At 72.3% G+C, this 18971-nt stretch carries 20 protein-coding genes; 10 read left to right on the top strand and 10 right to left on the bottom strand.

What is annotated here, in order from left to right; translation table 11 throughout:
- Positions 1 to 8 precede the first annotated feature (8 nt).
- From sufU to ACWGDE_RS09520, 4 genes are all read left to right on the top strand, one after another.
- The gene (sufU, locus tag ACWGDE_RS09505; protein ID WP_243338411.1) at positions 9 to 470 is read left to right on the top strand and encodes a Fe-S cluster assembly sulfur transfer protein SufU; all 462 of its coding nucleotides are present in this window, start codon (positions 9 to 11) and stop codon (positions 468 to 470) included.
- Positions 467 to 811, top strand: coding sequence for a metal-sulfur cluster assembly factor (locus tag ACWGDE_RS09510; protein ID WP_030009139.1), 345 nt, complete (start codon positions 467 to 469; stop codon positions 809 to 811). The genes sufU and ACWGDE_RS09510 overlap by 4 nt, the downstream gene beginning before the upstream one ends.
- Positions 812 to 993: 182 nt before the next feature.
- Positions 994 to 2415 carry a hypothetical protein gene (locus tag ACWGDE_RS09515; protein WP_453388412.1) on the top strand — a complete coding sequence of 474 codons (1422 nt, stop codon included), beginning with the start codon at positions 994 to 996 and terminating at the stop codon, positions 2413 to 2415.
- A gap of 74 nt (positions 2416 to 2489) precedes the next feature.
- On the top strand, positions 2490 to 3827 hold the full coding sequence (locus ACWGDE_RS09520) for a DUF3616 domain-containing protein (RefSeq protein ID WP_453388429.1): 1338 nt from the start codon (positions 2490 to 2492) through the stop codon (positions 3825 to 3827).
- Here the strand turns inward: ACWGDE_RS09520 and ACWGDE_RS09525 are convergent.
- Positions 3814 to 4698, bottom strand: a complete 885-nt coding sequence (locus ACWGDE_RS09525; protein WP_453388413.1) for a hypothetical protein — start codon at positions 4696 to 4698, stop codon at positions 3814 to 3816. The two genes, ACWGDE_RS09520 and ACWGDE_RS09525, sit on opposite strands and share 14 nt — an antisense overlap.
- A 121-nt stretch (positions 4699 to 4819) precedes the next feature.
- Between ACWGDE_RS09525 and ACWGDE_RS09530 the strand changes: the two genes are divergently transcribed.
- Together ACWGDE_RS09530 and ACWGDE_RS09535 are read left to right on the top strand one after the other, a co-directional pair.
- Positions 4820 to 5143 carry a DMT family transporter gene (locus ACWGDE_RS09530; protein ID WP_453388414.1) on the top strand — a complete coding sequence of 108 codons (324 nt, stop codon included), beginning with the start codon at positions 4820 to 4822 and terminating at the stop codon, positions 5141 to 5143.
- Positions 5143 to 5676, top strand: coding sequence for a TetR/AcrR family transcriptional regulator (locus ACWGDE_RS09535; protein WP_453388415.1), 534 nt, complete (start codon positions 5143 to 5145; stop codon positions 5674 to 5676). Before ACWGDE_RS09530 ends, ACWGDE_RS09535 begins: the two co-directional genes overlap by 1 nt.
- A 24-nt stretch (positions 5677 to 5700) precedes the next feature.
- Here the strand turns inward: ACWGDE_RS09535 and ACWGDE_RS09540 are convergent, their stop codons facing one another.
- Complete coding sequence (locus ACWGDE_RS09540) at positions 5701 to 6576, bottom strand: winged helix-turn-helix transcriptional regulator (protein ID WP_453388416.1); 876 nt, start codon at positions 6574 to 6576, stop codon at positions 5701 to 5703.
- Positions 6577 to 6667: 91 nt separating this feature from the next.
- On the opposite strand from ACWGDE_RS09540, the gene ACWGDE_RS09545 reads away from it, so the two are divergent.
- Positions 6668 to 7897: an MFS transporter gene (locus tag ACWGDE_RS09545; RefSeq protein ID WP_453388430.1), complete on the top strand. Its 1230-nt coding sequence runs from the start codon at positions 6668 to 6670 to the stop codon at positions 7895 to 7897.
- A gap of 9 nt (positions 7898 to 7906) precedes the next feature.
- Complete coding sequence (gene dapD / locus ACWGDE_RS09550; RefSeq protein WP_453388417.1) at positions 7907 to 8887, top strand: 2,3,4,5-tetrahydropyridine-2,6-dicarboxylate N-succinyltransferase; 981 nt, start codon at positions 7907 to 7909, stop codon at positions 8885 to 8887.
- A 99-nt stretch (positions 8888 to 8986) separates the two neighbouring features.
- On the opposite strand, the gene ACWGDE_RS09555 is transcribed toward dapD, so the two are convergent.
- From ACWGDE_RS09555 to ACWGDE_RS09570, 4 genes are all read right to left on the bottom strand, one after another.
- A complete protein-coding gene (locus ACWGDE_RS09555; RefSeq protein WP_453388418.1) occupies positions 8987 to 9433 on the bottom strand; it encodes a hypothetical protein in 447 nt (148 codons plus the stop codon).
- Positions 9434 to 9579: 146 nt separating this feature from the next.
- Positions 9580 to 9834, bottom strand: coding sequence for a hypothetical protein (locus ACWGDE_RS09560; protein ID WP_453388419.1), 255 nt, complete (start codon positions 9832 to 9834; stop codon positions 9580 to 9582).
- 122 nt (positions 9835 to 9956) lie between these two features.
- A complete protein-coding gene (locus tag ACWGDE_RS09565; protein ID WP_453388420.1) occupies positions 9957 to 10421 on the bottom strand; it encodes an N-acetyltransferase family protein in 465 nt (154 codons plus the stop codon).
- A gap of 58 nt (positions 10422 to 10479) precedes the next feature.
- The gene (locus ACWGDE_RS09570) at positions 10480 to 12321 is read right to left on the bottom strand and encodes an endonuclease/exonuclease/phosphatase family protein (protein WP_453388431.1); all 1842 of its coding nucleotides are present in this window, start codon (positions 12319 to 12321) and stop codon (positions 10480 to 10482) included.
- Positions 12322 to 12522: 201 nt separating this feature from the next.
- Here ACWGDE_RS09570 and ACWGDE_RS09575 point away from each other — a divergent pair, with 201 nt between their 5' ends.
- Together ACWGDE_RS09575 and ACWGDE_RS09580 are read left to right on the top strand one after the other, a co-directional pair.
- The gene (locus tag ACWGDE_RS09575; RefSeq protein WP_453388421.1) at positions 12523 to 14055 is read left to right on the top strand and encodes a hypothetical protein; all 1533 of its coding nucleotides are present in this window, start codon (positions 12523 to 12525) and stop codon (positions 14053 to 14055) included.
- A 165-nt stretch (positions 14056 to 14220) separates the two neighbouring features.
- Positions 14221 to 15660, top strand: coding sequence for an alkaline phosphatase PhoX (locus tag ACWGDE_RS09580; protein WP_453388422.1), 1440 nt, complete (start codon positions 14221 to 14223; stop codon positions 15658 to 15660).
- 94 nt (positions 15661 to 15754) lie between these two features.
- On the opposite strand, the gene ACWGDE_RS09585 is transcribed toward ACWGDE_RS09580, so the two are convergent.
- The 4 genes from ACWGDE_RS09585 to ACWGDE_RS09600 all read right to left on the bottom strand — a co-directional run bounded on the left by ACWGDE_RS09585 (position 15755) and on the right by ACWGDE_RS09600 (position 18913).
- Entirely contained in the window at positions 15755 to 15922 is a 168-nt protein-coding gene (locus ACWGDE_RS09585; RefSeq protein WP_453388423.1) for a hypothetical protein, read from the bottom strand.
- 102 nt (positions 15923 to 16024) lie between these two features.
- Positions 16025 to 17275 (bottom strand): TerD family protein, encoded by a 1251-nt coding sequence (locus ACWGDE_RS09590; protein WP_453388432.1) that lies wholly within the window; start codon positions 17273 to 17275, stop codon positions 16025 to 16027.
- Positions 17276 to 17356: 81 nt separating this feature from the next.
- Complete coding sequence (locus ACWGDE_RS09595) at positions 17357 to 17578, bottom strand: hypothetical protein (protein WP_453388424.1); 222 nt, start codon at positions 17576 to 17578, stop codon at positions 17357 to 17359.
- A gap of 78 nt (positions 17579 to 17656) precedes the next feature.
- Complete coding sequence (locus ACWGDE_RS09600) at positions 17657 to 18913, bottom strand: serine hydrolase domain-containing protein (RefSeq protein ID WP_453388425.1); 1257 nt, start codon at positions 18911 to 18913, stop codon at positions 17657 to 17659.
- Positions 18914 to 18971: the final 58 nt, after the last annotated feature.

An 18971-nucleotide genomic window follows, 5' to 3' on the forward strand; every position in this document is an offset into this window, starting at 1 on the left:
AGGACGCAGTGAAGCTGGAATCCATGTACCAGGAACTGATCCTGGACCACTACAAGCACCCGCGCGGGCGAGGCCTGCGCGACGGCGACGCCGAGGTGCACCACGTCAACCCGACGTGCGGTGACGAGATCACCCTGCGCGTGAAGTACGACGGCGAGACGCTCACCGACATCTCGTACGAAGGCCAGGGCTGCTCCATCAGCCAGGCCGGCGCGTCGATACTGAACGAGCTGCTCGTCGGCAAGGAGCTGGGCGAGGCGCGGAAGATCCAGGAAGTCTTCCTGGAGCTGATGCAGTCCAAGGGCAAGATCGAACCCGACGAGGCCATGGAAGAGGTACTGGAGGACGCGGTCGCGTTCGCCGGTGTCTCCAAGTACCCCGCCCGGGTGAAGTGTGCTCTGCTGAGCTGGATGGCGTGGAAGGACGCGACCGCCCAGGCACTGGGCGACGCCGAGAGGAAGACGGCATGACCGAGAACGCGACGCCCGAGGCGTCGATCAAGCCGGCCACCGAGGAAGAGGTCCGCGAGGCCCTCTACGACGTGGTCGACCCCGAGCTGGGCATCGACGTCGTCAACCTGGGCCTGATCTACGGGATCCACATCGACGACGCGAACATCGCCACCCTCGACATGACGCTCACCTCGGCGGCCTGCCCGCTGACGGACGTCATCGAGGACCAGGCGAAGTCGGCGACGGACGGCATCGTCAGCGAACTGCGCATCAACTGGGTCTGGATGCCGCCGTGGGGTCCGGACAAGATCACGGACGACGGCCGCGAGCAGCTGCGCGCGCTCGGTTTCAACGTCTGATCCCTTTTGATCCGATGTTGAGCGCCGTCTGACGGCCGAGTGAACACGGAACCCCCCGCACGGGCGTGCGGGGGGTTCTCTGTTTTCCCGGCCGACGGGCCGCGTGCACCGGGAGTTGGCCAGGGTGGCCGAATCTTCTCGACGGCCGTCACGACGTGACGGCGCAGTCGAGAGGACCTTCTGTGACCGTTCGCCCTTCACCGGCGCACCGCCTGGGTGCCGTGGGAGCCGCCGGGGCCGCCGCCCTGCTCGTCGCGGGGCTGACCGTGCCCGCGTACGCCGCCCAGGAAGCCGCCGCCGATCCGACCATCGCGCTCTCCGCCGGCCACCTGTCCGGCGCCGTCGGCGCGATCGGGGACCCCGGTGTCGCCGTGGCCGTCGCGCAGGACGGGACCTCCTCCGCCTTCCTCAAGGTCACCGTCGTCTCCTCCAGCAACCCGGCGGTCGCCCGCCCCGGCGACGTGCGCATCGAGCGGACCCGCGCCGGCCGCGAACTGACCGTCCACCCGCGCGGCCGCGGCTACACGGACCTGACGCTCCGGGTGACCGGCCGCGGCGGCAGGACGGCCACCACCACCCTCTCCTACGCCGCTTCGGCGCGGGTGGGCTCCGGCACCTTCGGGACCCGCTACCTCACCGGTTCCTCCGACGCCTCGGCGGCCGTGGACGCGGGCGGCGGCTACGCGCTGGTGGCCGACGACGAGACCAACGTGCTGCGCCTGTACGACCGTTCCCGTTCGGGCGCCCCGGTCAAATCCTGGGACCTCGGTGCCGCCCTCGGCGTCAAGAAGGAAGTCGACATCGAGGCGGCCGCCCGGGTCGGCGACACCGTGTACTGGACGGGCTCGCTCGGCAACAACAAGGACGGCAAGTACAAGGCCGAGCGCAACACCGTCTTCACCACCCGGATCACCGGGACGGGCGCCGACACCGAGGTCGTCCTCGGCTCGGCCTACAAGGGCCTGCGCGAGGACCTGGTGGCCTGGGACGCGGCGCACGGCAACCGCTACGGCTTCGCGGCCGGCACGGCGGCGGGCCACGTCCCGAAGAGCATCGACGGATTCAACGTGGAGGGCCTGGAGTTCGCGCCGGGCTCCACGACCACCGCGTACCTGGGCTTCCGTGCCCCGCTGGCCCCGGCGGTGCCCGGCGGCAAGGCGCTGGTCGTGCCGGTCACCAACATCGACCGCGTGGTCGCGGGTGCGGCCGAGCCGGTCTTCGGCGAGCCGATCGAGATGAACCTCGGCGGGCTGGCGATCCGTGACATCCGCAAGAACGCCAAGGACCAGTACCTGATCCTGGCGGGCTCCTGGGCGGCGGACGACAACTCCGACCCCTACGCGCTCTACCAGTGGGACGGGGTCCCCGCCCACGCCCCGGTCAAGCGCGCCGACCTGCCCACCACCGACCCCGGCGGCTGGGAAGCCGTGGTCTCCGTACCCGACCTGCGGGTGCCCGGCGCCCGCGTCCAGCTGATCACCGACAGCGGCTCGGCCGACCTGTACGGGGACGGCAAGGAGGCCAAGGACCTCGCCCACCCGGAGTGGAAGAAGTCCCGGTCCGCATGGTTCACGCTCGGCCCGATCCGTGGAGCTCTCCGATGAAGACGCAGATGACGCAGATGAAGCAGAAGGCGCAGACGATGCAGCAGGTGCACAAGAAGCTCGGCATCGCGGGCATGGCGGCCCTGATGCTCGCCGCGGTCGCCGCGCCGGCCGAGGCCGTGACGTACGGGACGCCGACCATCTCGATGTCCGCCTCGTACCTCTCCGGAGCCGTCGGCGCGAGTGGTGACCCGACCGTGGACGTGACCGTGGCGCAGAGCGGCGCGGACGTCTCCGCGCTCACCGTCAGCGCCTCCGCGTCCAGCAAGGCCTCGGTCGCCGGGACGGGCGACGTGACCGTCACCGGAGCCGGCGCCGTCCGGCAGCTGGCCGTCACCGCACGCGGCCGCGGCTACACCAGCCTCACCGTGAAGGTGACCGGGCTCGGCGGCAAGACCGCCACCAGGACGCTGTACTACGCCGCCTCCTCCGCCGTGCAGAACCCGGCCGACGCCCGGTACTTCACCGGGGCCTCCGACTCCTCGGCCGCGGTGGACGTCGGCGGCGGCTACACCGTCGTCGCCGACGACGAGAGCAACGTGCTGCGCCTGTACGACCGTTCCCGCTCGGCGGCCCCGGTCAGGACCTGGGACTTCAGCTCGCAGCTCGGTGTCACCAAGGAGGTGGACATCGAGGGGGCGACCCTGATCGGCAACACCATCTACTGGACGGGCTCGCTCGGCAACAACAAGGACGGCGAGTACAAGGCACCCCGCAACACGGTGTTCACCACCACGCTGAGCGGCTCCGGCTCCACGACGCAGCTCGCGTACGGACGCTCGTACAAGAAGCTGCGCGACGACCTGGTGGCCTGGGACACGGCGAACGGGAACCGTTACGGCTTCGCGGCGGGTACGGCGGCCGGCGAGGCCCCCAAGCAGATCGACGGGTTCAACGTGGAGGGCCTGGAGTTCGCGCCGGGCTCCACCACCACCGCGTACCTGGGCTTCCGTGCCCCGCTGGCCCCGGCGGTGCCCGGCGGCAAGGCGCTGGTCGTGCCGGTGACCAACTTCGACAAGGTGCTCTCCACCGGGGCGAAGGCCACCTTCGGCGCGGGCATCGAGCTCGACCTCGGCGGGCTCGCCATCCGTGACATCCGCAAGAACGCGGCCGACCAGTACCTGATCCTGGCCGGCTCCTGGGCGGCGGACGACAACACCGACCCGTACGCCCTCTACCAGTGGGACGGGATCGCGGGCCACGCCCCGGTCAAGCGGGCGGACCTGCCGACCACCGACCCGGGCGGCTGGGAGGCCGTCGTGGCCGTCCCGGACCTCTCGGTCGCGGGCGCGCGCGTGCAGCTGATCACCGACAGCGGCTCGGCCGACCTGTACGGGGACGGCATCGAGGCCAAGGACCTCGCCCACCCGGAGTGGAAGAAGGCCCGGGCGGCCTGGTTCACGCTGAACTGAGCTCCTCGGACTGCCTGGTGAGCTCGGCCGCCAGGTCCTCGCGGCGGATCCGCCGGTCCACGTAGAGCAGACCGGCGGCCAGCTGCGGGAACGCGAGCAGCAGGGTCTGCGCGACCATCCCGCCCAGCGCGGCGAGGGTCGCGTGGACGGCCCCGCCGTCGATCGCCGGGACCAGGCTCAGCGCGCCGGCGAAGGCGAACGGCAGCTGGATCGCGTACGCCGTCCCCAGCGCGATCGCCGCGGAGAGGGAGACGACACCGAGCGTGCGCCACCAGGCCCCGCGCACCAGGCGGGCCGAGCGGCGCAGGGCGGCGAGCGGGCCGAGCCCCTCGTACGCGGCGACCGTGGGCGCGTGGACGAACAGGACCCCGGTCGCGAGCGCGGCCGGGGCCGCGGCCAGGAGCAGGAGCTTCGGCAGCCCGGCGGCCAGGACGACGGCGCCCGGTCCCGCGACGGCGGCCAGGGTCAGCGACTGGGCTCCGAGGACGGCCGCGAAGCGGGGGCGGGCGGCGCGCAGCAGCGTACGGACGGTGGCCGGGCGGCCGATTACCGCCCGGCGGAGCACGGCCGCGGTCAGCGCGCCGGCCAGGGCGCAGGTGAGCAGGGTGGCCAGGGCGGCGGCCGGGAGGAGCACGGCGGCCGGCCGGGCGTGCACCGCGAGGGCGGCTGCGGCGGCCGCGGCGACGAGCAGCAGTCCGCCGAGCTGGCCGAGGAACATGGCGGCGACGAGGCGGCCGCCGTAGCGGCCGAGGGCGGCGAAGGCGCCGCCGAGTATGTCGCCGAACCCCAGGGGCCGCAGGGATATCACCCCCGGCCGGGGAGGCTGCGGGGGCAGCCAGCCGCCGCCCCAGTGGGTCCACCGTTCGGCCATGCGGATCTCCCGTCCCCCGGTTGCGCGCACACGGTAGCCCTGCGCGCCGCGGAAGTCCCGCATCGGCACGGGAACGCATGGATGTGTACACCCGTACCCAACGATGTGTACTGTCGTACGCATGCCCTACGTACTGCTTGCCGCCGCCATCGCCGCCGAGGTGGCCGGGACCACCGCGATGAAGTTCAGCGAGGGGTTCACGAAGCTGTGGCCCTCGCTGATCACGGTGGTCGGGTACGTCATAGCCTTCTCGCTGCTCGCGCAGACGCTGAAGTCGATGTCGGTCGGCACGGCGTACGCGATCTGGGCCGGAGTGGGCACGGCCTCCATCGCGGCCATCGGCATGGTCTTCATGGGGGAGGCCGCGACCGCCGCCAAGATCGGCGGGATCGCGCTGGTCATCGCCGGCGTCGTGCTGCTCAACCTCGGCGGGACGACGCACTGATGGCCCGCCGGTACGACCCCGACCGCAGGCAGCGCATCATCGACGCGGCGATCCGGGTGGTCGGCGCGAAGGGCATCGCCGGGCTGAGCCACCGGAGCGTGGCGGCGGAGGCGGACGTGCCGCTCGGCTCCACGACCTACCACTTCGCGACCCTGGACGACCTCCTGGTGGCGGCGCTGCGCCAGGCGAACGAGGCGTTCGCGCCGGTGCTGCCCGCCGGGGCGGACCTGGCCGGATCGCTGGCGCGGCTGTTGGGCGAGCTGCTGTCCGGGGACCGGGCACGGGCGGAGCTGGAGTACGAGCTGTACCTGGCCGCGCTGCGCCGGCCGGCGCTGCGCCCGGTGGCGGCAGAGTGGTACGAGGCCGTCGCCGCGGCCCTGTCGGACCGGGTGGACCCGGTGACGGCGCGGGCGGTGGTGGCGGTGATGGACGGTCTCAGCCTCCAGGTCCTGCTGACCGGAGCGCAGTACGACGAGGCGTACGCCCGCGAAATCCTGACGCGGGTACTGGGGCCGGGCGCGGCCGGGTCGTAGCGCCACGAGCCGGCCCCGCGAGGCCTACGCGGCCGCGCGCACCGCGGTCAGGGCGGCCGCCACGCTCGCCTCGATGTCCTGGATCGGGTAGAACACCTCGCGGATCGTCCGCTCCCGGTCCACGACCAGCGTCAGCCGCTTCAGCCGGGTGACACCCCCCGCCCGGAAGGTCGGCAGCCGCAGCGCCGTCACCAGCCCCAGCTCCGCGTCCGAGAGTAGCGGGAAGCGCAGCGCCTCCGCCTCCGCGAACTCCCGCTGCTCGTCCGGCCGCTGCGTCGAGACCCCGTGCACCGCCGCGCCCGCCGCCGTGAACTCGGCCAGCTGGTCGCGGTAGGTGCACGATTCGAGGGTGCACCCCCGCGCCCCGGGGATCCCGCCCCACCCCGGCGGGTAGGACTCGGACCGGGCGTAGGCGCCGGGGAAGCAGTACAGGACGGTGAACGGCGTGTCCGCCACCGGATCGCGGAGCTCGCCGAACCGGTCCGGCAGCAACAGCTCCGGCAGTCGGGTGCCGCGCAGCGCGTGGACCCGTACCGCTTCCCGTGAAGCCTCTTGCGTGGTCGCCGTCATCTCTCCCTCTCCCAGGACCCAGGTGTCACCCCAGTCCTGGAGGGCCACCAGGACCGGTAGCAGCCCCCGTCCGCGCGGGGTCAGCCGGTATTCGTGCCGCACCGGACGTTCCTGGTACGGCTCGCGCGCCAGCACACCCGCATCGACCAGCAGTTTCAGCCGCTCGGTCAGCACTTTGCGCGACATGCCGAGCTCCCGCTGGAACGCGTCGAAGCGGGCGACGCCGCGCGCGGCGTCGCGCACGATCAGCAGCGTCCACCAGTCGCCCACGACGTCGAGCGCCTGGGCGATGGAGCAGTCCGCCTGATCGAGGGGTGTGCGCTGGGCCATGGGCACTCCTTTGTCCGTTGACCCGAGGCTGCCATGCTGACATAGTTAGTTCCCAAAAGGAACTCACCGAGAATCCGGGGGAACGGGTGTGCTGCAGGGGCTCAAGGACGTACCGAGGGTTGTGTGGCTGCTGGCTGCGGGGATCTTCGTCAACGCCGTTGTCAGCTTCACGTTCGTCTTCGTCTTCCTCTACCTGACCGGCCCGCGCGGCCTCGGAGCCGCCCAGGCGGGCCTGATCGTCGGCATCGGCGGCGTCGGACTGGTCGCCGGGAACTTCACCGGCGGCTGGTACGGCGACCGCTTCGGCCACCGCCGGGTGCTGCTCACCGCTTCCGCGCTCGGCGGAGCCGCTCTCATCGCCCTGCCGGCGGTCTCCACCGGCCTGCTGGCCCTCGTCCTGCCGCTCGCCCAGTACGCCTCCGGGGTGATCCGCGCCGCCAACTCCGCGCTGGTCGCCGTCACCGTGCCGGAGGGGTCGCGGCGCCAGGCCTTCGCGCTCACCCGCTCCCTGTCCAACGCCGGCTTCGCGGTGGGCGCGCCGCTGGGGGGCCTCGTCGCGACCGGACTCTCCTACGACTGGCTCTTCGTCGCGGACGGCCTCGGCACCCTCTTCTTCTCCCTCTGGACCGCCCGGGTCGTCCCGGCAAGGGCGGCACCCGCACCTTCCGCGGCCCGGGACGGGGAGCCGGGCCGCGGAAGCCTCTGGCAGGAGCTGCGCGCGCGGCCCGCCGTACTCGTCCTGCTCGGCGCGATCGTCGTCATCGACATCGTCTACCGGCAGCACTACACGACCTTCCCGGTCTACCTCGCCGACCACGGTCTGGACACCCGCGCCTACGGACTCCTCATCGCGATCAACGGCGGTGTGATCATGCTCCTGGAGATCCCCGCCGCCCTCGCCCTGCGCCGGCGTTCCCCGCTGCACATCATCGGCACCGGGCTGGTGCTGGTGGGCGGCGGCTACGCGATGCTGATGCTCGGAGTGGGTGCCGCGACCGCCGCCGCGATGATGGTGCTGCTCACCCTCGGCGAGATCCTCTACAAGACCACCGCCACGGCGTACGTGGCGGACGAGTCGCCCGAGCACGCCATCGGCCGGTTCCAGAGCCTGTACGCGGGGGTCTCGGTCAGCGGCGTCGTCCTCGCCGGGCCGCTCGGCGGAGCCCTGTACGACGTCGCGCCGGGCCTGCTGTGGCCGCTGTGCGCGGTGCTCGGCGCGGCCGCCGGGGGGACCGTCCTGGCCATGGGCGCGCGCGGGACGCGGCGACTCGCCCGCCCGGCACATGAGACCGGTTCGCAACCGCAGGCCGTCGCCGGTTAGGTTTCGGGCATGACTGCTACGCGTACCACCGGCGCCGTCGCCGCCGGACTTGCCACCATCACCGCCGACGGCACCGTCCTCGACACCTGGTTCCCCGCCCCCCAGCTGGTCGCCGAGCCCGGCCCGGCCGGCACCGAGCGCCTCACCGCCGAACAGGCCGTCGAGCTGCTGGGCGCCACCGCGCCGAAGGCGATCCGCCAGGACGCCGTCCGCGGCGTCGAGGTCGTAGCCGTCCGCACCGTGATCGCCTCCCTGGAGGACAAGCCGCTGGACGCGCACGACGCGTACCTGCGCCTGCACCTGCTCAGCCACCGCCTGGTCAAGCCGCACGGCCAGAACCTGGACGGCGTCTTCGGCCTGCTGACCAACGTCGCCTGGACCTCGCTCGGCCCCGTCGCCGTCGACCAGGTGGAGACCGTACGGCTGAACGCCCGCGCCGAGGGCCTGCACCTGCAGGTCACCTCGATCGACAAGTTCCCCCGGATGACGGACTACGTCGCCCCCAAGGGCGTGCGCATCGCCGACGCGGACCGGGTCCGCCTGGGCGCGCACCTCGCCGAGGGCACCACGGTCATGCACGAGGGCTTCGTCAACTTCAACGCCGGCACGCTGGGCACCTCCATGATCGAGGGCCGCATCTCCGCGGGCGTCGTGGTCGGCGACGGCTCCGACATCGGCGGCGGCGCCTCCACGATGGGCACCCTGTCGGGCGGCGGCAAGCAGATCATCTCGATCGGCGAGCGCACCCTCATCGGCGCCGAGGCGGGCGTGGGCATCGCACTGGGCGACGAGTGCGTCGTCGAGGCCGGCCTCTACGTGACCGCGGGCACCCGCGTGACCCTGCCGGACGGCCAGATCGTCAAGGCCCTGGAGCTCTCGGGCGCCAACAACATCCTCTTCCGCCGCAACTCGGTCACCGGTGCCGTCGAGGCCCGCCCGTACAAGGCTGCCTGGGGCGGCCTGAACGAGGTCCTGCACAGCAACGACTGACCCTCCCGGCCGGCCCTCACCACCCGGTCGCGGCAGCGCCCTCCCACCCCGACGGGGCGGGAGGGCGCTCGCGTAGGTGCGGCGTCGGCGGAGTGGCGCTCAGGAAGGCCGCTTCACCAGTGCCGCGTACGCCCGCTCGATCTCGCCGAGGTACTGGTCCAGGCGGAAGCGGACCTCCTCGACGAGACCGCCGTCGAGGCCGGGGTACATCAGGTCGGACCACACGACGGTCCCGCCCCGGAGCCGGATCCGGACGGTCAGCGTGCGCGGCCACGGCTCGACCCCGTCCTCGGCCGCGATCTCCGCCTCGCGCGGCGCGTCGGTCGGATAGAGCGGTCCGCCGGGGCGCAGGAGTCGCTCGGGGTCATGGCCGACCGCGCCGCCGTCGCTGCGCGCCACCAGGTCGAGACCGTCGGCGAAGAGGTAGGTGTGCACGGCCGTACACGCCGGTGGCCCGTGACACGCACTGATCAGCAGCGTGCTCACCGCACCGCCGCCCTCATCGGGCACGGCGGCCCTGAGCTCGCGCGGGGATCTACGGGGCATCCGCCCGATGTGACGTCATGGCGCCGATCCTAGCGATCGCGCCGCACCGGCCCGGAAGGATTTTCCGGCGGTGCTCCCGGTGCCCGGCGGCGGAACGCCCTCCCCACCCGAGCGGGGGAGGGGGTTCGGCGGCCGGGCCGGGGTGGTCAGTGCAGGGGGATCGTGCGGACCAGGCCGGCGAAGGCCTGCTGCTCCGCCTCGGTCAGCTCCACCGATTCCAGGGGGTGGGCGGCCGAGCTGCGCTGGGCCGGGATCACCGCGAGGCCCTCGAAGGCACCTGGCTCCGGGTGGTGGAAGCGGCTGTCCCACAGCATGTGTCCGAGGCCGATGAGCCACACGACGGCGGCCACGAGCAGGACGGCGATGCCGATTTCCTGGGCGAGGGAAATGGAGGGGAACACGCGGTCCTCCAAGCAGTTCGGTACAAGATCGGGCGTGGGGACACTCAACACCAGAACCGCCCGAATGGGTAGGGATGTGCTGAGCGTCACGCCAGGGCCAAAGGTCCCTAATGCGCCGCCGCCTACGTCAGCGGGAGCTTGAACCCCTCGTGGCTCCGGGCGAAGCCCAGCCGTTCGTAGAAGCGGTGCGCGTCGCCCCGCCGCTTGTTGCTCGTCAGCTGCATCAGGCCGCAGCCGCGCGCGCGGGCCCGCTCCGCCGCGAGCTCCATCAGGCGGGCCCCGAGCCCCCCGCCCCGGCGGTCCGCCCGGATGCGTACGGCCTCCACGAGGGCCCGGTCCCGCCCGCCCTGGCCGAGGCCCGGGATGTACGTCAGCTGCAGGCAGCCCAGTACGGTCCCGTCCTCCTCCAGCACCAGCATCTCGTTGCGTGCGTCGGCCTCGATCGCGGCGAAGGCCCGCTCGTGGGCCTCGCCGACCTCGGCGGCCTCGGGAGCCGCCGGGGCGGCGGGGGCCGCCGCGTCCTCGTCCTGGGCCAGCAGGGCGAGTACGGCGGGCAGGTCCTGGCGGGTCGCGGTACGGAAGATCATGCCGGGATCATGCCAAAGGGGCCGGGCGGCGGTGCGGCCCGGCCCCTCGGCGCCGCCGCTACGGGCGGAAGCGCACGACCTGCGGGTCGTGGTCGCTGTTCTGGTTCGCGAACTCGGCGTTGATGTGCACGCTGTCGTACGTGAACTTCTTGATGCCGGGGCTCGTCAGGATCTGGTCGAGGACCTGCGCGTTGCCCTGGTAGACGTACGAGTAGCGCTCCGCCTTCGGCAGCGACTTGATCGCCGAGTACAGCGCCCCGCCGTCCTCCAGCGCCTTCGTGGTCCCCGAGAACTCGAAGTCGTTGATGTCGCCGACCACGAGGACCGCGGCCTTCTTCTCCACCGCCAGGATGTCCTTCACGAAGCCGTTCACCGCCTGCGCCTGCAGCAGCCGCTTGGCCTCGGAGGACCGCACCGGAGGCTGGTGCGAGGAGGTCAGGCCCTCGTCGCCGCCCTTGGAGCCGAAGTGGTTGGCGATCACGAAGACGGTCTTGCCGCGGAAGACGAACTCGCCGGCCAGCGGCTTGCGGCTGTCCACCCACGCCGGGTTCGCCGGGTCGATGCGGCCGGGGGAGTGGGTCAGGGCGGCCTTGCCCTTCTCCTTCACCACGCCGGTCGCCGTCACGGCGTCGCCCGGGGCGCGCTCCGTGAAGGAGACGCGCGCCGGGTTGAAGAGGAACACCTGGCGGATGTTGCCGCCGGGCTCGCCGCCGTCCTTCTTGTCCTCGGGGTTGATGGTCCGCCACTGGTACGCGGGACCGCCCGCGGCCGCGATGGCCGCCGTGAACTTCGTCAGGGTCTGCTCGGCCGAGACGGTGCCGTCGTTCTTGGCGCCGTTGTCGTCCTGGATCTCCTCCAGGGCGAGGATGTCGGGGGAGGCGAGGTTCTCGACGACGGCCTTGGCCAGGTTGTCGAACTTCTCCTGCGGGTCCGTCGGGTCGAGGTTCTCGACGTTGTACGTCGCCACCGCGAGCTCGTTGGAAGCCTGCGCCTTGGTCTTCTCGGGGGCGAGCGTGCCCGCCGTCACCGTGCCGAGGGTTCGGGCCACCAGGGTGTAGCCGCCGAACTGGTTGAAGTCCAGCGGTCCTTCGGTGGTGCCGACCAGCTTGTCGCCGACGTTGGCCACCGGGAACGGCTGCTGCGCGAGCGGCGCGAGCTGCTGGATCTGCAGGCGGCCGGTGTTCTGGGACTCGTACGAACCGTAGATCGTGCCACCGCGCTTGGCGGCGTTCTCCCGGCTCTTGACCGTGACCCAGAGCTCCGAGTACGGGTCGGTGGCGCCGACCACGCGCGAGGTGCCGATCTTGACGTTCATGCCCTCGAGGGACTCGTAGTAGTCCAGGGCGTAGCGCGAGGGCTCCAGGGTCAGCGCGTTGATGCTGCCGGCGGCGGCCGGGTCGCCGGCCGGGGCGTACGCGCAGGGGACGGAGTGCTCGTCGATGACGGTGGCCGCGGGCAGGGCGTTGCCCGAGGAGACCACGGTCACGGTCGGCTTGGCGATCTGGGTGACCGACTGGTTCCCGGAGTTCAGCCCGCCGGGTATGTACTCGCCGACCGTGCCGGAGACCTTGACGGCGTCGCCGACGGCGACGGTCGGGACCGAGCTGGTGAAGACGAACACGCCTTCGCTGGTGGCGGCGTTGCCGTCGGCGTTCGGGTCCTGGATCCAGAAGCCGCGCGAGCCGTACGTGCGCACGCCCGTGACGATGCCCTCGACGCCCGCGACCTGCTTGCCGACGAACGGGGAGGTCCGAGTGGTGCCCTGGATGTCGTGGATGCGTGTCGGATCGGCGGACGCGGCGCCTTCGGCCGCGTCGGCGGTGCCCGCGACCAGGCCGGAGGCCAGCGCGGTGGCGACGAGGGCCGCGACGGCGGCGGAACGGGGATGCGAGGAGCGCATGGGCAGGAACTCCGGTGTGTGGAGGAGGAGGCAGATATCTACGCGCGTCAATTTCCTTCCTTGCCAGCAAAGTTGTCAAGCCCTACAGGGAAGACGGAAGCTGACTGTGGGATGAACCAAAGGCGATGGCAGGCCGGGGGCGCCCCCGGTACGTCTACGCTGGTGCGCGAACCGCCCCGTGCCCGCGAGGAGAACCGCCCCATGTCCGCAGACTCGCACCCCACGCTGCCGCCGGTACGGCTGCCCTCCGACGCGGAACTGGCCCGCGACGCCCTCGCCGCCCCGCTGTTCGCCCGCGCCGTGCGCCTCGCCCGCTGGGCCGGGCCGGACACCCGCGTGGACGTCGGCGGCGAACTCGTCGCCGAACAGCTTCCCGAGGCTGTCGCCGCGCTCGGCCTCGACGCCGCCGACGAGGACTCCACCGTGTACGCGAGCCAGGCCTGGCGCGTGGCCGTCGACACCGGCCTCGTCGACGTCACCGAACCGGAGGAGGACACGCCCGGGCCCGGGGGGCCGGCCGGTGCCGAGCCGGAGTTCGGGACCGCCGAGCCCGGCGAGGACCTGGCGCTGGTGACCTCGGGCACCCCCGGCGACGTGCTCGACCTGTGGCTGGCCGCACTGGACACCGTGCTCGCCGACGCGGCCGTGCCCGCCCTCGACAACCTCGTCGACGCCCTCGACGCGGGCGGCGAGATCGACTTCGACCAGCTCGACTGGAACCCGCGCCGCGAGGCCGATTTCCTCGACGGGGTCCTCGCCAACCTCTACCTGCTCGCCGTCGCCGAGGGAGGCACGGCCGGCGGGCCGGTCCCGCTGCCGGTGCTCGCCGCCTCGATGGTGGTGCCCGACGACATGGGCGATCCCACCGACGCCGTACTGGAACAGGTCTCGGACGCGATGATGCGCCTCGACGACCAGTTCCGGCAGCTGGAGCCGATCGGGCTGGTCGAGTTCCGCCCCGTCGACGAGGAGCTGATGGCGGAGGCCGACGACGAGGAACTCGCCGCGGGCGCGGTGGCCGACGAGGAGGACGTCTCCCGCTACGGGATGGTCCGCCTGACCCCGCTCGGCCTGTACGGCGTCCGGGCGCGCATGCTGGAGGCCGGAGTCGAGGCCCCGGCCGTCGGGGACCTGGCCGGCAAGGGAGCCGACGTACTGCTCGACGCGGTCTCCCACTACTCCGAGGGCGCCGCCCAGGCCGAGATCGAACACTGGCTGGCCGACCGCCCCGTGGCCGCGGCCGTCCGGGAACTGCTCGACGCCGCCCGCGGCGCCGACCCGGGCGCCCCGCTGCGCCGGCTGCGCTGCCAGCAGGCCCTCGCGCTGACCGGGGCCGGCGGCGGGACGGGAGCCGGAGCGGAGGCCGGGGCGGAGGCCGAGGAGGCCGTCCGCGCGGTGCTGGACGACCACGAGCTCGGCGGGCTCGCCCGGGTCTGGCTGGCCGAGCGCGGGCTGGGCGACGTACCGGCCCCGGACGAGGCGATGGTGTTCTGGCTGACCGTCGACACGATCGCGGCGCAGCTGGCGGCCGACGGGGAGGAGGGCGCGCGGGAACTGCCGCTGCTGATCGAGTCCCTGACCGCCCACCACACCGGCTTCTTCGACCAGGCCTGGCGGGTGGAACACCCGGCGACGGCGTACGTGCTGGAGGCGATGGGGCGGCTCCACCCCGACAAGAAGGCGGCGAAGGACGCCCGCAAGGCCGCCTTCAAGGCGCGTTCGCGGGGCGCGTGAGGCAGCGGTAACCAGCCGTTCCCGAAAGGGAGTCGGCCATCGGGGCCACCGGGAAGGGGTCGATTCGTTTTCCCGGGTAGTTCAGTCGGCGTTCACGTGCGGGCGGGAGCGTGTGCGCCGACGACCGCACGACGTGCGCACCACCTCCCCACCCCTGGAGACCCGATGCCGCTCAGCCGCAGAGACTTCACCGCCCGGACCGTACTGGCCGGCGCCGGAGTCGCCCTCACGGGAACGGTCGGCGCACTGGCCACCGCTCCCGGTGCCCTCGCCGCCGACGACACCACGGCGCAGGGCGGCCACGGCCACCCGCACGGCCCCGGCTACGGCCCGCTCGTCCCCGACCCGGCCGGCATCCTGGCCCTCCCGGCCGGGTTCAAGTACCGCGTGATCACCCACAGCGGTGTCACCACGCTCGACTCCGGCGAGATCACCCCGTCCAACCACGACGGAACCGCGGCCTTCGAAGGCCACCGGGGAGTCACCCTCCTCGTCAACAACCACGAGCTGAAGGGTCCGCGCAAGAACTGGGCGCACCCGGTCCCGCTCACCGAAGGCCTCGTCTACGACCCGGCGGCCTCCGGCGGCTGCACGGTCGTCGAGGTCCGGCGCGGCGGCGAGGTCGCCGAATGGGTGGGCGTCGCCGGTACGTCGACCAACTGCGCGGGCGGCTCCACCCCTTGGGACACCTGGCTGACCTGCGAGGAGACCGAGGACCTCGCCGGCAAGAACGGGATGACCAAGGACCACGGCTACGTCTTCGAGGTCGACCCGCACGACCGCCGCGCCAACCGCGACCCGAAGCCCGTCAAGGCCTTCGGGCGGTACGCGCACGAGGCCGTCGTCATCGACCCGCGCCACGGCCACGCCTACCTGACCGAGGACGCCTCCGGCCCCAACGGGCTGCTCTACCGCTGGACCCCGCCGAGCGGGTTCCGCCACGGGCGCGGCAAGCTCCGTACGCTCGCCGACGACGCCGGCGTGCTGGCCGCCGCCAAGTGCTTCGACAGCTCGGGCCTGTTCGTCGACGACCTCTCGCGCGCGACGAAGATCGGGACCGTGTACGGGGTCGACTGGGTGGCCGTCGCCGACCGTGACGCGCGCACCGTGCCGGTGCGCAAGCAGTTCGGGGCGGGGGCCGTGACCCGCGCGCGCAAGCTGGAGGGCATGTGGTGGGCCGACGGCGGCGCGTACTTCGTCTCCTCCTACGCCCGTGAGGAGAGCCCGGGCGCGGCGCACGACGGCCAGGTGTGGTTCTACGACCCCAAGCGGCGCACCGTCCGGCTGGTGGTGCTGCTCGGCGTGAACGCCGACCCCTCGGTGGACGGCGGCTACGACGGTCCCGACAACATCACGGTCTCCCCGTACGGCGGCCTGATCATCGCCGAGGACGGATCGGGGCTCCAGCACCTGTTCGGCGCGACCGAGTCGGGGCGCACGTACCCGCTGGCCCGCAACGAGATGAACACGGGGACGGCCGAGGCGCCCGAGTACTCGGAGTTCACCGGCGTCTGCTTCTCGCCGGACGGGCGGACCCTGTTCGCCAACATCCAGGACCCGGGCATCATGCTGGCCATCACCGGCCCGTGGCGCCGCGGGCACTGACCACGGACACGGTCCCATGAGGAGAGCCGCCGGGCCCTTGGGCTCCGGCGGCTCTCTCGTGTCAGATGTTCATCGGTTCATCGGTCGGGGTGGATCACTGAGCTTCGGCGCGACTGGCCGCGGCCCACTCCTCGAGGAGGAATTCGTACGCGTCCGAGGGCCACTCGCCGTCCACCCGGCTCTCGACGAGGTGCCGTATCGCCTCGTTCGCCTCTGCGGCGGACGGGCGCGCGGGACCCGCGGGCTGAAGTGTCTGGTGCATACGTCCAAGGCTACGGGCGGGCACTGACAGCCACCTCCGGATTAAGGGTGGAACAGATCACCCGCACGGGGCCTCCGTCGCTCCATGTGCCCGCCCACCTGCTCAGAGTGCCTGCGCGGCGGGCTTGACCATGCCGCGCACTGTGCGCGACTTCACAAACTCGCCCATGGCCGTCATCTCCCATTCGCCGGAGAACTGCTTGATCAGCTTGGCCATCATCACGCCCGTCTGCGGCTCGGCGCCGGTGAGGTCGAAGCGCACCAGCTCCTCGCCGCTCGTGGCGTCGATGAGGCGGCAGTAGGCCTTGGCCACCTCGGTGAACTTCTGCCCGGAGAAGGAGTTGACCGTGAAGACCAGGCCCGTGGCCTCGGCGGGGAGCCGGCCGAGGTCCACGACGATCACCTCGTCGTCGCCCGCTCCCTCACCGGTGAGGTTGTCGCCCGAGTGCTTGATGGAGCCGCCCAGGATCGACAGCTTGCCGAAGTAGCAGCTGTCGATGTGGTTGCGCTGCGGGCCGTAGGCGATGACCGAGGCGTCGAGGTCGATGTTCGCCCCGCGGAAGGCCGGCTCCCAGCCGAGGCCCATCTTGACCTGGGAGAGCAGCGGGCGGCCGCCCTTGACCAGGGAGACGGTCTGGTTCTTCTGGAGGCTGACCCGGCCCTTGTCGAGGTTGATCTTCCCGGTGCCGGGGGCGGCGGCCGCGACCGGCGCGGGGGCGAACGGTGCCGGAGCGGGGGTCGCCGAGGGCGCACCGGCGCCGAGCCAGGGGGAGGCCGCGTACGTGGGCGGCGCCGGGGGAGCCGGCGGCATGGGCGGAGCGGCGACGGGTGCGGGGGCGGCTGCCGCCGCCGGAGCCGGCTCCTCGTCCACCGAGACCCCGAAGTCGGTGGCGATGCCGGCGAGGCCGTTCGCGTACCCCTGGCCGACCGCGCGCACCTTCCACACGCCGCCGCGCTGGTAGACCTCGACGACCACCAGGGCGGTCTCGGTGCCGAGCTTCGGCGGGGTGAAGGTGGCGATCACCGATCCGGCGGCCGCGTCCCGCACGGTGGCGGTGGGCTCGATGCCCTGGAACGTCTGCCCGGCCGCGTCCGGACTGGCGGTGATCACGATCCGCTCGATCCCCGGCGGGACCGCCGCGGTGTCCACCGTGATCGAGTCCGGCGCCGTACCACCGCCGGAGCGGTAGCTGACGCCGGGGCCGGCCGGCTGGTTGAAGAAGATGAAATCGGCGTCGGAGCGCACCTTGCCGTCGGCGGCGAGGAGGAGCCCGGACACGTCGAGCCGCACCGGGGCAGCCACGTCGACCGTCACGCGGACGGCATTGAGCGGCAGGTTGGAACCAGGGGTCATAGCGGTCATGCCGGGAGAACGACCGAGGTGGCTTTGCCGTTCCCTTGCCTTCGCACGAGATTCCGGGCGGGATCCGGCGGCTCAGCCCCGGTTGCGGGGGTGGTTCTTGGCCATCCGCTCGTTGCCGAACTTGTAGGCGCCGGTCCAGCGGGCCATGACCAGCTGCGCGTCGCCCGCCTCGACCTCGGCCAGGAACTTGTCGGCCCGGCTGCCCCGGAGGGTGGTCGCGGACCGGCCGCGGTGGGTGATGGTGACGGTGTGGTCACCCAGTCGTTCGTACGAGAATCCGTGCGGTTTCGGCATGGGCGCAGCCTGCCGTCCCCGGGGCGGGGGCGGCAACGCATTAAGCCGTCGTGCGCCGCGCGGGGCTCCGCCTTGCGGTCAGCTGCTCCCGGGCGTGGGCGCGGAGGCGGGCGCGGACGCCGGGTGGCGGCCGCCGTACACGTGGTCGGGGGTCACGATCCCGGTGAGCGCCTCGCCGAAGAAGGCGCTGGGCTCGCGGCCGTCGTGCAGGACGTCCGTGTTGAGCAGGACGACCATGGTCGCCTTCGCCTGCGGCAGGTACACGGTCAGGCTCTCGTACCCGGGCAGCGAACCGTCGTGGCCGATCCAGCCCTGGACGTCGAAGATGCCCAGACCGTAGGACGCGCCGGGAATGCCGATCGGGGTGGTCTTCAGTCGTTCGGCCTGGGTCGCGGGCGTCAGCAGCGTGCCGGTGGCCAGGACGCGGGCCCAGCTGCGCAGGTCCTGGAGGTCGGAGACGATCGCTCCCGCGGCCCAGCTCCAGGAGGGGTTCCAGTCGGTCGCGTCGACGATCTTCCCCGAGGCGGACTGGGCGGTGTAGCCGTGCGCGTGCGGTTCGGGGAACTCGGCGCCGGTCGGGAAGAGCGTGTGGTGCAGCCCGGCGGGCTCCAGGACGTCCTTCTCGATGACCTCGTGGAGCGGTCGGCCCGTGATCTTCTCGATGACCAGGCCGAGCAGGATCAGGTTGGTGTTGGAGTACTCGAACTCCGCGCCCGGTGCGAACCGCACCGGGTGCTTGAAGGAGTAGTCGAGCAACTGCTGCGGGGTGAAGGGGCGTTCGCCGCCCGTGTCGAGCGCCTTGTTGAAGCCTTCGTCGTCGCTGTAGTTGAAGAGCCCGCTGCGCATGCCCGCCAGTTCGCGCAGGGTGATGCGGTCGCCGTTCGGGACGCCGGCGACGTACGTGCCGATGGGGTCGTCCAGGCCGGCCTTCCCCTTGTCGACCAGTTCGAGGAGGGCGGTGACCGTGAACGTCTTGGTCTCGCTGCCGATGCGCATGTTCAGGCCGGTCTCCATGGGCGCGCCGGTGGCCTTGTCCGCGACGCCGAAGGCCCTCGTGTAACTGCCCTTGCCGGGGGCCCACAGCCCCACGATCACGCCCGGCACCCCCGTCTCGCGCAGGACCTCGCGCACGGCCGCGTCCAGTCGCGCGGTGACGGCGGGGGTGAGCTGCGGGAACTCCTCGTCCGCGGGCGGGGCCGGGGGAGGCGCGGCGGGCGCGGAGAGCGCCGGGGCGGTCGCTCCGTACGCGGAGCCCGCAACGGCCGGGGCGACGAGGAGACTCGTGGCGGCGACGGCCACGCAGGCCCGGCGCAGCCGAATGAGGTTCGGCCTCACGGCATGGCCTCCTGTCGTACGGCGTCCGAGGCGACAGCACCGTTCACCAGCCTAGGCG

The organism is Streptomyces sp. NPDC054956 (assembly GCF_053609185.1).